Genomic DNA, 12,975 nt, shown 5'->3' on the forward strand with positions numbered 1-12,975 from the left:
GGCCCCAGCTGCAAAGTACGCGTTAACGTCAGGCAAGAACGATGTTCTCGGCCGTCGGGCCCTTCTGGCCCTGCGCGATGTCGAAGGTGACCTTCTGGCCTTCGAGCAGCTCGCGGAAGCCCTGGGCGGAGATGTTCGAGTAGTGGGCGAACACGTCAGGGCCGCCACCATCCTGCTCGATGAATCCGAAACCCTTTTCCGCGTTGAACCACTTCACGGTGCCAGCAGCCATGTCATATCTCCTTCAGAGGGGGTGCTTACGGGTCCGCAGGTCGCAGACTCCGTGTCGCCGTGATGATTGCCCCGCCCGGAAGACCGGAGATAAAAATTTCGGGAACCACAACTGCAACTTAGATCGACAGTAGCACACTGCGACGGCCGACGAGTGTTGAATAACTCTCAGTTATCCATTGGGGCAAATAACCTGCCCGTGCGTTCCGTTAATTTCTCAGTTCGCGGCCACAGATATTAGGGCGTGCCCGACGAAGGGCCTCTCCCGCGACGCCCGCTGCCGGCCGCTCCCGGCCGCCAAGAGTGCAGGCGTAGGGGCCGCGCTGTGGGCCCGGAGGCGGAGGAGCGGTTCCTCCTCACCGTCGCCTCGGCGGCGATGAGGAGGTGGCCAGGCGCTCGGCACACCCTTGCCTGCGAGACAGCAGTCGCGCACGTCGTTCCCGCCGGGACCGGCGGAGCCGATCGCGGAGCCGATGGCCCGACGCGGTCAGCCGATCGGCTTCCGGAGTTCGGACCGGATCCGGAGGGTGCGCTCGGCAACGGCCGCCAGGTCCAGGTCCTCAGGGCTGTCGGCGGCGTTGCCGGGGGTGATCTCTCCGATGACCGCCGCGGTGTTGCCGTCGTTCCAGCCACACATCGGGGCGAAGACCTCCGCGCCCCCGTTGTCCATGGTGATCACCTGACAGGTGAGGGTCGTGTCCGCCCCGGCCAGCTCGAAGTCCTTGGGAGGTACCGCGAGGGTGAGGTTCTCAGTGTTGGCCGCGCCCTTCATCATCGTGGCCCGCGCCTCGTCGCTGTTCGTGAATCGGCCGTAGACACCCGAGACGTTGAGTTGCCCCCCGAGGTTCACAGGGGCGTACGTCGCCACGGCGGCGCGGGCGTCACGGGCACCCCACCTGCTCTCGGCCTCCTCCTTCAGCCCGCTTCCGGAGGAGTCGGAGAAGTCCTGCGTCAGCTCGTACCCGCCGTCGAGCAGGGTCTCGGGCAGCGTCAGCCGGTACTCGGCCGCGGGGAAGCCGCTGTCGGAGTCCGCCCCGACGACCACCCACGCGGTCGCGGCCACGATCAGCAGACCGACGACCCCGCCCACGACCCCGAGAACGATCCCGACGCGGCTCCTCTTCGGCGGAGGCGGGGGCGGAGACGGAGACGGAGGCATCGGGATGAGCGGCTGAGGCTGGGACACACCAGAACGCTAGTGCACGGGCCCGTCCGGTATGGCGCTCCTCACACGGAGTGGGCCACGGCAAGGACAGCGGCATGCGGGAGACCGCGGACCCGTTCCACGTCGACGTGAAGGTGCTGACGACCTGGCTCATCGAGGTGAACATCTTCCGACGGCAGGTTTCCCGAAACGGTGGGGCGCGGAACCTGCCGCGGAGAAGCAGCATCAGGACTCCGGGCTGTTCACCGTGAAGATGGAAACGACGAACGGCTTCAACTTCCCCGTCGCCTACGCGACGAGCAACGGCCTGGACCTGATTGACGATCTGTGGAAGCGACGCCCCAACGCCGCCTGACCGGACGCCTGCGGCCCCGCTCTCCTCGGAGGGCGGGGCCGCTTTCGTGCGTCTGAGGTCAGCCACCGTGCGGGGCTTGCCCGTACTCGGCCACCCACCGGTCGCCACGCATCACGACATCCGCCGTCTCCACCGGGCGTCCGGTGGCCTGGTCGTAATAGGTCCGCTCGATCGCCAGCACCGGGCCGGGCGGCGTCATGCCCAACCCCTGCGCCTCCTGCCGGGCCGCCAACCGGGCACGGACCTTCTCCACAGGGTCACCTACCTCGATGCCGATGACCCGCATGCGCGCGGCCACACCGATCCCGGCGTAGGGGCCGACCTCGGGCAGAGCGATCAGGGACCGGCCGGTGACGGCGAGCGGCTCCCACGACTCGGCAATCTGCACGGGCCGTTCGTCGGCGAGATAGGTGTACGAGGTGTGCATCACGGGCTCGCCCGGTTCGAGGTCGAGGCGGCCGGCCACGCTGGCGGTGGCCGTCTCGGTGGTGGACTCATGCCTCCAGGTGCCGACGGCTCCCTGCTCGGCCGCGCCTTGGGCGAAGGGGCTGTCCTCGGAGCGGCGGCGGTGGCGACGCACGAGCAGTTCGGGTGTCTCGTTGCTGCGGACGTAATGGCCGGCGCCGTGCCGGGACACCACCAAGCCGTCGTCAACGAGGACCTTGTAGGCGCCGGTGGCGATGGGGTTGCTGCCTCCGTACTGGGCTGAGATCTCCGAGACCGATGGCAGGCGGGTGCCGGGCAGTAGTTCGCCGGATTCGATGCGGGCGCGCAGCTCGTCGGCTACGCGCAGGTACAGCGGCGGCTCCGTGCTCACTGTCCGCCCTCCCTTGTGTGACTTGCGTGACCGAGTAGCCAGCGCCGCTACTCTCGTACGAGAGTTATCCTCTCGCGCGAGAGTAGGTACCGCGGCTCCGCCACCCGCGTCAGCGCGCCCGCGCCCGCCGCAACGGACTGGGGCCGCTGGCACCGGGTCATCTCCGTCCTGAAGACCGCAGACAACTGGGGCAGCAGCACCGGCGGCGCACCCGAGATCTGGGCTGAGATCAAAGACGAGGTGAGCCCGTGAAGCCACTCAACAGCACGCGCCAGGCCGATCCGGAACAGCGGCAGCCGTGACCGCCACCGAGAACCTGTCCACGGAATGCACGGTCGGCCGGGAGCCCGGCTATCAGGACATCCACGCCATGTGCCGCCAGACCCAGGACGTCCCCCTGCCGTACAGCACGGGCATCCTCCTCGTAGGAGAGCGATGACCACGGCGACGTCGTATCTGCTGCAGATGCCGGCCACACCCCCCGAGCCCACACCGTGCTGTGTGGTCTGCGCGAGCCTGGACGGTCAGCGGGCGCAGGCCCGGGCTGTAGGCGACTACTCGCGGGTGTCCGACTGCAACGCGCGCACGCGCGCCCACACCTGCCGCAAGGCACCCACACCCCACTGATCTCCCGCCTGCCTCGTACCCCGTGACCACCGCGGGCGGGGCGGGAACAGGCCCCGGCCGGACGCCGATCCGGTCGGGGCCGCTCCATGTCTTGATCGTTTGCACTTCGGTCGAGCTTCGGCTGAGCTAACGACCACTCAGTCCCCGAAAACGACAGAAGCCCCAGTCCAGACGTGCTCTGAACTGGGGCTTACCCGTAGACCCTGTGGGACTCGAACCCACAACCAATGGATTAAAAGTCCTGGCCGGATCGTGCTGCGTGGTTCCGGACGCTGACTTGGTGTCCGGAACCACCAGGTCAGGACAGGTTCGTAGTGGGGTGCGGTCCACGTCAGGATGGCTCCTGCCGCACCATCCGCTCACGCAGAAGAGTCACAGGTCGGAAGTCAACGACCGCAAACGGCGCAGCATGATCGCCGGAGTACAAGAAGTCCCGCCATTGGGGGAGCCGCTCGTCGGCATGCCGCACCACCTGCTGCACCTCGACCGCTTCCTGAGGTCAGTCCACCGTGAACGTCAAACACAGCCCAGGCGTGCCCCAGGGACAACACTGTGAGCGGAGACCCACAAACCCTGCGCAGACGATCACACTCTTGATGCAAGCGTAAGCGGCGAGCACCGACACCAAGGCCCGCGCGCTGTACCCGGATTGGGGCGCCGAGCAGATCCACGACGAGGTCCACCTCCCCCTCAAAGAGAGGGGGGTGCTTGTTCCTGGTCCTGCTTTCTTTTCTTCCTAACGGCTCGACGACGCTCCCACCTCCTCCTTTTTAAAGCTGCATGCTTCCGGCGGTGCTCCCAAAAGGCAATCCACCACATGTAGAGGTCATGCGATTCCTTTGGAAGGACTACGCGGGCGAAACCCAGCACAAAGATCAGGAAGAATGCAGCCCACCATGGCATTTCAGCAAGGGCACTCTGAGGGATTTCAAGCACGGCGAAGACTCTCTGCACGAAGATAACTTTCGGGCCCGCTCTTAAAAATCTCCACTAAATGCGAATCTTAAGAACCGAATCACTAAGAGTCACTTCGTACGCCCTGCTGCTTTTCGCGAGCCTTGCTCCAGAAATACCGACCGTAGGGTCAGCTAGCGCAGCCGCGACATCTTCCGGATAGGGAAGCCCTGTCCACTGGGCTTCCCATTCATCGCCTGCCCCCCAAAGCCTGCGCCGAGGATCCGAGTCATCATCGCGGCCTCTGCCCTCATCACGCCGCAACGGGTCCCAGTACCAGTTCCCTGTGGCCCACCGCCCCTTGGGGTCAGCCATGGACATACGGGCAGCAATACCAGCCAATAGAGTCTGAGCTGTGTCACCCATGGGAGGAACGTCGGCAAGCTGGCGCTCCTCTACCGGGTCCAAAGGGTCATCAAGCGTGCGAAAATCGAAGTGCGAGCCTTCTCGCACCCTCTGCAGCTTGCCGTCTAGCCGACTCGTGACCACCAATTGTGCCCCCGTAGGGACATGCTCCAACGCATACGTCCGGTAGTCGTACATAGCCCGCAATCGCAACCCTGGAAGCCTTGGGGTGCTATCACCATGCGGCACCAGATACCTGGTGACGTTATCTGGGGCATCGCTGATGAATACCAGCTGATTCCACCGAGGCGACACTGTAATCGTGTACCAGGTGAGGGTGCTCAACAACCACTTCGCGGGAGGCGCACCGTCTTCGCCGCGGTTAAATAGACCGAGAGCCAGCAAAGCGTTCATCTTCCGCTGACCCGGCGCGCACGAATCCAACCCATGAGTGCGGTCGTTTGAGATTCCAGCAAGCGCAGCTTCGTAAATCTCACCGGAATACGCTTTGCGCATGTGTGCAGCTCGCTTCTTTACAGAATTTGGCATACCAATACCTCACTCGCCGCACCGGTCGGCGTTTGAGTTGGACGCCAAAAATTCTGCCTGCTGCACTGCTGTCACAGAGTGAGTGCACATACACCCGCGAGACGACGCTTGTGGCCGGTGTCCACACGTCGGAGCTCCTGAGCCTCTGCGCTCAGGTTAGACAAGTCAACGATGTGAGCGTAGCGACCGCTGCGGTGGTTCGCAGCCAACTCCCGGTTTTCCCTGCAAGGTTCTGCTGCATGAGTGGTCCGTCGCACGGCCCGTATGGCTTGGTGTCCTTGAAACTGAAGGTCCCGGCACTGTGCGACCTGTGTTCTTCGTCGCCCCCTGCGAAGACTTGGCGTACCGGCCAGCTTGCTCGGGCGCATGGGGCTGTCAGTGGCGCAGGGCACCATGGCCTCATGAGTATCGATATCCCCTGGGCGCGCAATGAGTTGGACCAGTTCCTGCAACTGACCGAGTTGTACAGGCCAACGGACCCTCCGGGCGTACTCACGGTCAGCAGCCGACTTTCCAACCGCGGTTCCCAGGCTGACATCGTGGCCAGCGCTCACGTGGTGGAACAGATCCTGGACCGCGCCTTGCCGCACTGGCGTACTGAGGTTCCGAGCAAGAACAACAGCACTGTGAACCGCTGGTGGCAACACAGGGAGACCGCACAACGAGCGCTCGCCGCCCTCCAGAGGGACGAAGAGGTCAGAGCCCGCCTCGGTGATGACGCTCCCCAGGTGAGCGCGGCCACCATGCATCCATGGGCATGGGAAGGGGCTCGCGCGCTGTGGCGCAGCGGGCACTTCCGGGAGGCGGTGACAGCAGCTGTACGGAAGGTCAACGCCGAGACGCAGAACAAGATTGGCCGCCGGGATGCCAGCGAGACCAAGCTCTTCCAGAGCGCCTTTTCGCTGAACGCCCCCAAGCCCGACGAACCCCGCCTACGACTCATGGAAGACGACGGCAGCGACACCTTCCGCAGCCTCCACCGGGGAGCTATGGCCTTCGCCGAGGGCTGCTACGCCGGCATCCGCAATCCGAACAGCCACGAGGACGGCCTCCCCGAGCTTCCAGGGCATGAGGCGCTTGAGCAACTCGCGGCGTTCAGCGTGCTCGCCCGCTGGGTGGACGTGTCGAGCGTGCTCTCGACCTGAGGAGCACCCGGTCCGCTCATGAGATGCAGACACGGGCTGCACTCTCTGGCATGGCGTCGATTGAGATCCGAGCAGGCTTGAGACCGGATCACGAACGTCCACATCCGCCACCAGACGGAACCACCTGCGGAAACGCCCAGCGAGCTAGCCAACTGAAGCATAAGTGCAAGTTTCACGCACAGAACTGAAGCATTGGGTGTACCGTAACGCGCAAAGCACTAGCAACGGACGGGAGTGATGCATGGACGGTTCGATCCCCGCCTGGGCTCAGTCGCGGTTCGGCGAACACGCCGCGGCGATCCAAGGGGCAATATGGCGGGCCCTCAGCGAGACGGCTCAGGGAGTTGCTGACATCCGGGCAGCCTCACGGAACAAGAAGGGGTTCGCCCCCGGCGGTGAACGTGCTGTCGACCAGTTTGAACTCCTGGTCGGCGAGCTGGAGGAACTTGGGATCGAGGGCACCGAGGTCATCAGCACGGGCTCCTGGTACGGCTTGCCTCTCGTGCTGAACACGCTCATCTATCCCGTCCATACGCAGAACGGGGACGAGCACGTAGACCGATGGCCCCGTCGGAAGTTGTCGAAGCTGATGAAGGAGATCTTCGCTTCGACAGCTGCAGGTCGAAGGTGGGTAGCCGATCCCATCAGCGGCTTCGAGATCGAGGACGAACTCCGTGCTTCGCTAGCCGATCTCGCAGGGCGTGACCCGAGGCCGCGCCTGGTGCTTGTTGTCTATGAGTTGGATCGTTCAGGGCTGAAGCGCGTCTGGTGGGGTGAGGCTGAGCTCCGGAGTGGAGCGGGCGCTATTCGATGGCTGACGGAGCGTTCGCCACTCGTAGCCCCACTCGCCACCCCGCTTGCTCTTGTGGCCGACGAGGCAGGAGATGATCGGTTCGACTCGGGCGACTTGCCAGACCTGCCGATGGCCGACAGGCCCGACGAGGAGCAACACTCTGAGCAGCCCCTGCCCACCGAGCAAGCAGACGAGACCGACGACACCATAGAGAGTGATGAGAACTGATCATCCAACGATCCCCGGCCTTGGTGGGGTGTCCCCCAAGGCCGTCTGGGATGCGTTCCACCCGCCTCGCCTCACACAAGCCCGCCATCTAGCAGGCATGACCAAGAAGGACGTTGCCCAGGGCATCGGCGTATCTCCTGCCGCTGTCGGACAGTACGAGACGGGCAGTAGTAAACCGCGGCCAGATCTTCTGCCTCGGTTGGCTGATGTCCTAGAAGTCCCGATCGAGTTCTTCCTCGCGGGTAGGCCGATTGGGAAGCTGGACACCTCCATGGCTTATTTTCGCTCGTTGCGGTCTACGAGCGGGGCGCAGAGGAGTCGGGCACTCGGCCTCGCAGGGCAGGTATGGGAGTTGACTTTTGCCCTGGAACGTCGCGTTCAACTACCTCTTGTCAATCTTCCTGGATTCACTGGTGGCGAAGTGCACCCGGGGACCGATTTGCCTTCTGCCGCCAGAGAAGCCGCGCAAGAACTTCGCGCGTATTGGAACCTCGGTCGGGGCCCCGTCAAGCACTTGGTACGACAACTGGAGACTCATGGAATCGTAGTCTCCGTTCCACCCGAGGCCGATGAAACTGCAACTAGAATTGACGCATTTGCAACTTCGGGCCTACCTCGCCCGCTTATGGTACTAACCCATAATCGCGCAGATGATGTGTACAGGCACCGGTTCAGTGCAGCGCACGAGTTGGGTCACCTGGTCCTACATTCCTCCTCCGCTGGAGACAACCAACAAGAGCGAGAGGCTGACGCTTTCGCGGCCGAATTTCTCACCCCACGAGCCAGCATCCTCCCCCTCCTTCCACGCAGAATGGACCTAGCGCAACTCGCTGACTTGTCACGCACCTGGGGCGTCTCAGTCAAATCCCTGATCTATAGATGTCGTGAGCTTGGCCTTGCATCGGATGCCACTGCAAGTCGCGCCTACCAAAGGCTGAATGCTCTGTCTGACCAGCCAGGTTTCTCACCGGAACCTGTGGCGCGATTTCCTGGCGAGCAATCAATCCTGCTCCAACGAGCCTTCGAGCTCGCGCAGAAAAGTCAAGGGCTGACAATTCGAGAATTGGCGAAGGAGTTGGCCTGGAAGCCAGAACGGGTCCGGGAGATTCTCGGATTCCGAGAGTCTCGGCCAATTCTTCGCCTGGTCGATTGATCCGAAATGGATGGTTTTTCTGCAGGTTTAACTGCGGAAAACCGTCCCCTATTTCTAACGCCACCCGTCCAGCGACACCTGGGGACCGTCGGTTAGGTACCGGTGGAGGGCGCTGGCAGTGGTGTCCACGAACTCTTCGGGGATCGCATCGGTATCGACCCATTGGACCTGTGCATGTTTACGCGGTTCGCGGTTTTCGGGTTCGCCGGTCCATTCGTGAGCGGCGAAGACTACTGTGAGAAAGCCGTTGGGAGCTTCAACGCCCCAGGCACCGTGGATGATGTGAGCGACCTTCAGGGACTCCGGTTTCACCATCAGCCCGGTCTCCTCGTACAGCTCCCGTACTGCAGTCTCGGTGACAGGCTCGCCGGGTTCGCTCTTGCCGACGGGGAGGTCCCACATGCCCTGGGCGAACTTGGCGTTCTGACTCCGCTGGAGGAGCACAACCCGGTTGGTGGCCTTGTCGTGGACGATGACGGCGGCGACCAGCAGGGTCATGGATTCGAGGGCGGGCGGTAGGGCTTTGGGCTGATCGTCGGTTGTCCGCTGAGCCACGGCTGGTGTCCCTTCGTCGGCCGGTTGGTGGGCAGCTTAGGCCAGCGCTTCGCGTGCGCGGCGGGCGAGTTCGCCCGCTCCGGGCACTTTGCGGCGCTGGTAGATGGAAAGGGTGGAGCGGACCGAGGTGATGGCTTTGCGGGTGCGGTCGGAGGTCATGCCTTCCATGAGGGTCAGGGCCTGGCCCCAGACGGCGACGGCCTCATCGGCGCGAGCCTGGGCGGCGAGACTGTCGCCGAGGTCGGCGTAGGTGAGGGCGTGGACTCGCTTGTATTTCTCGGGGTCCCAACGGATCAGAGCGTCTCGGTGCTGTTGCTCGGTGCCGATGTGGTCGGCGAGGGCGGTGAGTGTGCGGGCGGTGTGGCTGGCGACCGTGCCGGCGGCGGGGCCACTGACGCGGGAGTAGCTGGGCTGAGGAAGGTCGTCGCGCAGGAGGGCGTCTTCGGCGGCGAGCAGGGCGCGGGCCGCTGCGGGCCTCTCGCCGACGGCTGCGAAGGCGCGGGCGTGGGTGATGTGGAGGAGGGCTTCGGTCTGGCCGTCGACGTGCCCGAGACCGCGGACGAGCGCGCCTTCGACGAGGTCGACGCAGTGGTGGGGCTGCTTGAGGCTGAGGGCCTGGTGGGCGAGGGCCCGCATCATCCAGGCGGCGTGGCCGTGCGGGTCGGCTTCCCAGGCGAGCTGGTAGCCGACCTGGTAGTAGCGCTGGGCGGCGCCCTCTTGGCCGAGGTCGTGGTGCTTCCACCCTGCCAGGTAGACGAGTTCGGCCACGGCGCCGAAGGCTGCCCGCCGTAGAGCTTCGCTCGCGTAGCGGCCCCGGAGCATGGGCGCGGCGGTGTCGGCGAGGTAGGCGGTGACCGTGGTCAGGCCGTGGCCGCCGCCGAGGCGTTCGTCGGCCGCGCTGAAAGCCGCAGTGATCTGCCGTACGACGTCCACGTCCTCTGCTCCGACCACGGACGTGCCGGTGCGGGCGCGGAGCATGCGCGTGGTGGCCTCGTGATCGTGGGCGAGCGGCATGGCGACGCCGGCAGTGGTGAAGGCGGCCACCGCGAGGAAGCGGCGGCGCTCAACATCAGCCCGACCGAGGTCAGTTGCGGCCAGGACAGGATCCCCGTCGGCCGACTCCTCGCCATCTTGTGCGCGTAGGCCGATCTCGGTCTGGGTGATGATGCGGCCCGTTCGGCGTGACAAGGCTTCGGCGAGGTACTGGCCGGTCCGTCCGGTGGGCTGGCGGGTGCCGTTGGCCCAGTGGGAGACAGCCGACTTGTTCGTCTGGAGGATCTCGCCGTTCTCGGCCGCGATGCGCCGGACGTCTCTCGCCAGTGCCTCGTAGGTGCAGCCGGTCGCGGCAATGGTGTCGCGCAGGCGGGAGTTGGGGTCTCTCGGCGCTGCCACGCTCGCCTCCCCTTCGGGGTTGTAAACCGCGTATACCGCTTCAACTGCCTCTCACCGTACCCACTGTGCGTGACGAAGGGTTCACTAATCACCAGCCGCCCGGCCCCGGTCCGACACCGTGACCAGGCTCCCCCTTCGGTCGGGCGGCCCCGAAGTTCCGTACGCCTACACCGGGTTCGGGCATTCCTGTGCCCGAACCCGGCCGATCAGAGACGGAGACACGGTGACCACCATCGACACCGCGGCCATCACGGTCGTACTGCCCGAGGCATTCGACGAGCGCTGGAGCCGCCTGCCCGGCATCCAGATCGACAGCCGGCGCATCACCATCGACCCGGCCGAGTACTTCTTCCGCTTCGAGTCCAGCACCTGGCTCATCGCCGACTGGGAGCTGGTCAAGTCCCAGCTCCTGAACGTGGAGGAGACGACCGAGAGCGCGGTCGAGCAGCTCGCGCTGGAGTTCATCAAGACCCACGCCAAGTCCACCTCGGACGCCGCCCAGGTGCTCGCCACCGCCTACGAGGTGTACGCCTACCTCTTCCGCGACGAACACCTCGCCGGCCTCGGCCTGCCGCAGTTCACCGCCGACCACCTGCGGATGCTGCGCGAGGCGGCCACGCTGATGGCGCTCAACAAGGTCGAGCTGGACGGACACATCTCCAACGTCGGCCCGTGCTGGTTCTTCCCCGCCGCCACCTCCGTGGTCTTCGACCTGGACGACGAGACGGGCGCCATGCTCGACGAGGTCTACCACGGCGGCTGGTTCAACGAGCACCGCCGCATCGAGGCCATCAAGGCCCACGCCGCTCTCGGCGGACGGCTCGTGCATGGCTGCCAGTCCGTGCCGGACCAGTCCGGTGGCGTCGTGGCGCCCTACGGTGCCTCGATGACCTCCTTCCGCGACGACCTCGCGGCCTTCAAGTCCGGCTGGATCGAGCAGGTCTACGCCCACCGCGTGGCGCCGGCCGCGTAGCACCACCATCCCGGCTCCGGGGCGGGCCGACATCTCTCGCCCGCCCCGGACGCCACCAACCCCCTGGAGCCCCACGTGACCGCGAACCCCAGCACCGAACTCCTCGACAACCTGCTCACCCTGGCCGGCCAGACCACCGCCGTTCGCGAGGAAGTGCGCGTGTGGTCCATGTCCGGCGTCGAGCGCCTGACCTTCCCCGACGGCGCCACCGCCATCTTCAAGTATGCCAAGAGGCCCTTCGACAGGGAGGACCAGGCCCTCCGGCTGGCTCACACCCTCGGTGTCCCGGTGCCTGTCGTTCACGCCTCCGCAGTGCTGGACGGCTGGCTCGGGATGCTGCTGGAAGACCTCGGCGCCCCCGTTCGCGAGGCCGACGACCTCGACGGCGCTGCCGCAGCCGTTGTCCTGCATGGCACCCGCACGGCTGCCGCCCTGCCCGTCCTGGACCAGGAACGGTTGCGCACCCTGCCGAGCCGAGCCCTGGAGCACCTCGGCCGACTCCGCAAGGCCGACCGGTGGCAGGATGCGGACGACGTCGAGGACGCCCTCGACCGGATTGTTCAAGCCGCCGAGCCCCGCTCGGCCGGTGCGACGGTGGCTCCGTTCGGCTGGGTGCACTCCGAGTTCCACCCAACCAGCCTCCACATCGGCCGGCACGGCTGGCGGCTGCTGGACTTCGCCCGCGCCTTCACCGGCCCCGGCCTCCTCGACCTGGCCAGCTGGCACGGCACGCTCGACACCCCCGATCCCGTACGCCTGCGAGTCTTCCTGGACACCTACGTCACCGAAGGCGGCACCCCCGACGCCCTCGCCGAACGAGGCGGCCTGCCCGCCGAGAAGTGGGCACTGGGCTGGCACCGCACGTGGGCCGTCGAGTGGTTCATGGAGCAGTCCATCCGCTGGGTCAACGATCCGGCCACCGACCCCGCCTACATCAAGGCCGTACGCCGTCACCTCACCGATGTCCTCCACCTCCTGGAGGTCTAGGTGCTCGCCGCCCAGGCTTCCCCCTGGTACGTCCACGCGTTGCAACGCACCACGGCTGCTCCCGCCGAGCCGCTGGCCGTGCCCGCCCGGATGGAATGGACCACCCGGCCCGGCAGCGGGCCCGGCGCCGAAATCCTCGGCCCGGACCTGCGCCACAAGCGACTGCTGGAACTCGGCTGCGGCCCCGGCCACAACGCGGCCCACCTCGCCACCCGCTACGGCGCCCATGTCATCGGCGTCGACCTCGTCGGCCTCCAGGTCCGCCGAGCCCGCTCGCACTACGGCCGGCTGAACAACCTCACCTTCGTCGCCGGCCACGCCCTGCACTACCTGCAAGCCACAGACGAGAAGTTCGACGCCGTCTACTCGGTCTTCGTCGCCATCGGGCTCGTAGGCCCCGAGCTTCTGCTCCCGGCGATCGCCCAGCGCCTCAAACCCGGTCGCACTCTCGCCTTCTCGGTCCCCCACCCCCAGCGTGGCGGCCTGCGCCCCGCCACCGGCGACCGGCCCCGCCGCGACTACGTCACCCTCCCCGACCGCAGCCGACTACCCATCGCCCGCTGGGACTTCGACGCCGACCGCTGGGAGAGACACCTCGACTGCGCCGGCCTCTGGCTCGCCTCGGCCCAGGAGTTCCACGACGCCCGCCACGGTGGCCGCTGGCCCACCACCCTGCTGATCACCGCGCGCAAGCTCTGACCCCCAC

14 protein-coding genes are annotated in these 12,975 nt (G+C 65.8%); 8 read left to right on the top strand and 6 right to left on the bottom strand.

Translation table 11 applies throughout. The annotated features are described in order from the left end of the window. Nucleotides 1-28 precede the first annotated feature (28 nt). The 3 genes from QA861_RS20920 to QA861_RS20930 all read right to left on the bottom strand — a co-directional run bounded on the left by QA861_RS20920 (nt 29) and on the right by QA861_RS20930 (nt 2,568). The gene (locus QA861_RS20920) at nt 29-232 is read right to left on the bottom strand and encodes a cold-shock protein (RefSeq protein ID WP_053746402.1); all 204 of its coding nucleotides are present in this window, start codon (nt 230-232) and stop codon (nt 29-31) included. Nucleotides 233-718: 486 nt separating this feature from the next. Beyond that, nucleotides 719-1,417, bottom strand: coding sequence for a hypothetical protein (locus QA861_RS20925; RefSeq protein WP_334589848.1), 699 nt, complete (start codon nt 1,415-1,417; stop codon nt 719-721). A gap of 392 nt (nt 1,418-1,809) precedes the next feature. Continuing rightward, nucleotides 1,810-2,568: a GntR family transcriptional regulator gene (locus tag QA861_RS20930; protein ID WP_334589849.1), complete on the bottom strand. Its 759-nt coding sequence runs from the start codon at nt 2,566-2,568 to the stop codon at nt 1,810-1,812. A 298-nt stretch (nt 2,569-2,866) separates the two neighbouring features. Here QA861_RS20930 and QA861_RS20935 point away from each other — a divergent pair, with 298 nt between their 5' ends. Both QA861_RS20935 and QA861_RS20940 read left to right on the top strand, forming a co-directional pair. Beyond that, nucleotides 2,867-3,007 carry a hypothetical protein gene (locus QA861_RS20935; protein WP_334589850.1) on the top strand — a complete coding sequence of 47 codons (141 nt, stop codon included), beginning with the start codon at nt 2,867-2,869 and terminating at the stop codon, nt 3,005-3,007. Continuing rightward, nucleotides 3,004-3,195 carry a hypothetical protein gene (locus tag QA861_RS20940; protein WP_334589851.1) on the top strand — a complete coding sequence of 64 codons (192 nt, stop codon included), beginning with the start codon at nt 3,004-3,006 and terminating at the stop codon, nt 3,193-3,195. The genes QA861_RS20935 and QA861_RS20940 overlap by 4 nt, the downstream gene beginning before the upstream one ends. A gap of 690 nt (nt 3,196-3,885) precedes the next feature. On the opposite strand, the gene QA861_RS20945 is transcribed toward QA861_RS20940, so the two are convergent. Beyond that, a complete protein-coding gene (locus QA861_RS20945; RefSeq protein ID WP_334589852.1) occupies nt 3,886-4,149 on the bottom strand; it encodes a hypothetical protein in 264 nt (87 codons plus the stop codon). Nucleotides 4,150-5,444: 1,295 nt separating this feature from the next. Between QA861_RS20945 and QA861_RS20950 the strand changes: the two genes are divergently transcribed. The 3 genes from QA861_RS20950 (at nt 5,445) to QA861_RS20960 (ending at nt 8,362) form a co-directional block, all read left to right on the top strand. Then, nucleotides 5,445-6,188 (top strand): TIGR02391 family protein, encoded by a 744-nt coding sequence (locus QA861_RS20950; protein ID WP_334589853.1) that lies wholly within the window; start codon nt 5,445-5,447, stop codon nt 6,186-6,188. 241 nt (nt 6,189-6,429) lie between these two features. After that, nucleotides 6,430-7,209 (top strand): hypothetical protein, encoded by a 780-nt coding sequence (locus QA861_RS20955; protein WP_334589854.1) that lies wholly within the window; start codon nt 6,430-6,432, stop codon nt 7,207-7,209. Next, complete coding sequence (locus QA861_RS20960) at nt 7,199-8,362, top strand: helix-turn-helix domain-containing protein (RefSeq protein ID WP_334589855.1); 1,164 nt, start codon at nt 7,199-7,201, stop codon at nt 8,360-8,362. The genes QA861_RS20955 and QA861_RS20960 overlap by 11 nt, the downstream gene beginning before the upstream one ends. Nucleotides 8,363-8,416: 54 nt before the next feature. Here the strand turns inward: QA861_RS20960 and QA861_RS20965 are convergent, their stop codons facing one another. Continuing rightward, on the bottom strand, nt 8,417-8,917 hold the full coding sequence (locus QA861_RS20965; RefSeq protein ID WP_334589856.1) for an NUDIX domain-containing protein: 501 nt from the start codon (nt 8,915-8,917) through the stop codon (nt 8,417-8,419). A gap of 36 nt (nt 8,918-8,953) precedes the next feature. Then, nucleotides 8,954-10,309 (bottom strand): NsdA family TPR-like regulatory protein, encoded by a 1,356-nt coding sequence (locus tag QA861_RS20970; protein WP_334589857.1) that lies wholly within the window; start codon nt 10,307-10,309, stop codon nt 8,954-8,956. Between the two features lie 223 nt (nt 10,310-10,532). On the opposite strand from QA861_RS20970, the gene QA861_RS20975 reads away from it, so the two are divergent. The 3 genes from QA861_RS20975 (at nt 10,533) to QA861_RS20985 (ending at nt 12,968) form a co-directional block, all read left to right on the top strand. Beyond that, on the top strand, nt 10,533-11,282 hold the full coding sequence (locus QA861_RS20975) for a hypothetical protein (RefSeq protein ID WP_334589858.1): 750 nt from the start codon (nt 10,533-10,535) through the stop codon (nt 11,280-11,282). A 75-nt stretch (nt 11,283-11,357) separates the two neighbouring features. Continuing rightward, entirely contained in the window at nt 11,358-12,269 is a 912-nt protein-coding gene (locus QA861_RS20980) for a phosphotransferase family protein (RefSeq protein WP_334589859.1), read from the top strand. After that, nucleotides 12,270-12,968 carry a class I SAM-dependent methyltransferase gene (locus QA861_RS20985; RefSeq protein WP_334589860.1) on the top strand — a complete coding sequence of 233 codons (699 nt, stop codon included), beginning with the start codon at nt 12,270-12,272 and terminating at the stop codon, nt 12,966-12,968. Nucleotides 12,969-12,975: the final 7 nt, after the last annotated feature.

It is taken from the genome of Streptomyces sp. B21-083 (genome assembly GCF_036898825.1).
In the GTDB taxonomy this organism is placed as follows: domain Bacteria; phylum Actinomycetota; class Actinomycetes; order Streptomycetales; family Streptomycetaceae; genus Streptomyces.

What these genes read in the sequence shown, in the direction of transcription:
- QA861_RS20920 (WP_053746402.1), bottom strand. Translation starts at nt 232, where the DNA reads ATGGCTGCTGGCACCGTGAAGTGGTTCAACGCGGAAAAGGGTTTCGGA.
- QA861_RS20940 (WP_334589851.1), top strand. Translation starts at nt 3,004, where the DNA reads ATGACCACGGCGACGTCGTATCTGCTGCAGATGCCGGCCACACCCCCC.
- QA861_RS20950 (WP_334589853.1), top strand. Translation starts at nt 5,445, where the DNA reads ATGAGTATCGATATCCCCTGGGCGCGCAATGAGTTGGACCAGTTCCTG.
- QA861_RS20955 (WP_334589854.1), top strand. Translation starts at nt 6,430, where the DNA reads ATGGACGGTTCGATCCCCGCCTGGGCTCAGTCGCGGTTCGGCGAACAC.
- QA861_RS20960 (WP_334589855.1), top strand. Translation starts at nt 7,199, where the DNA reads ATGAGAACTGATCATCCAACGATCCCCGGCCTTGGTGGGGTGTCCCCC.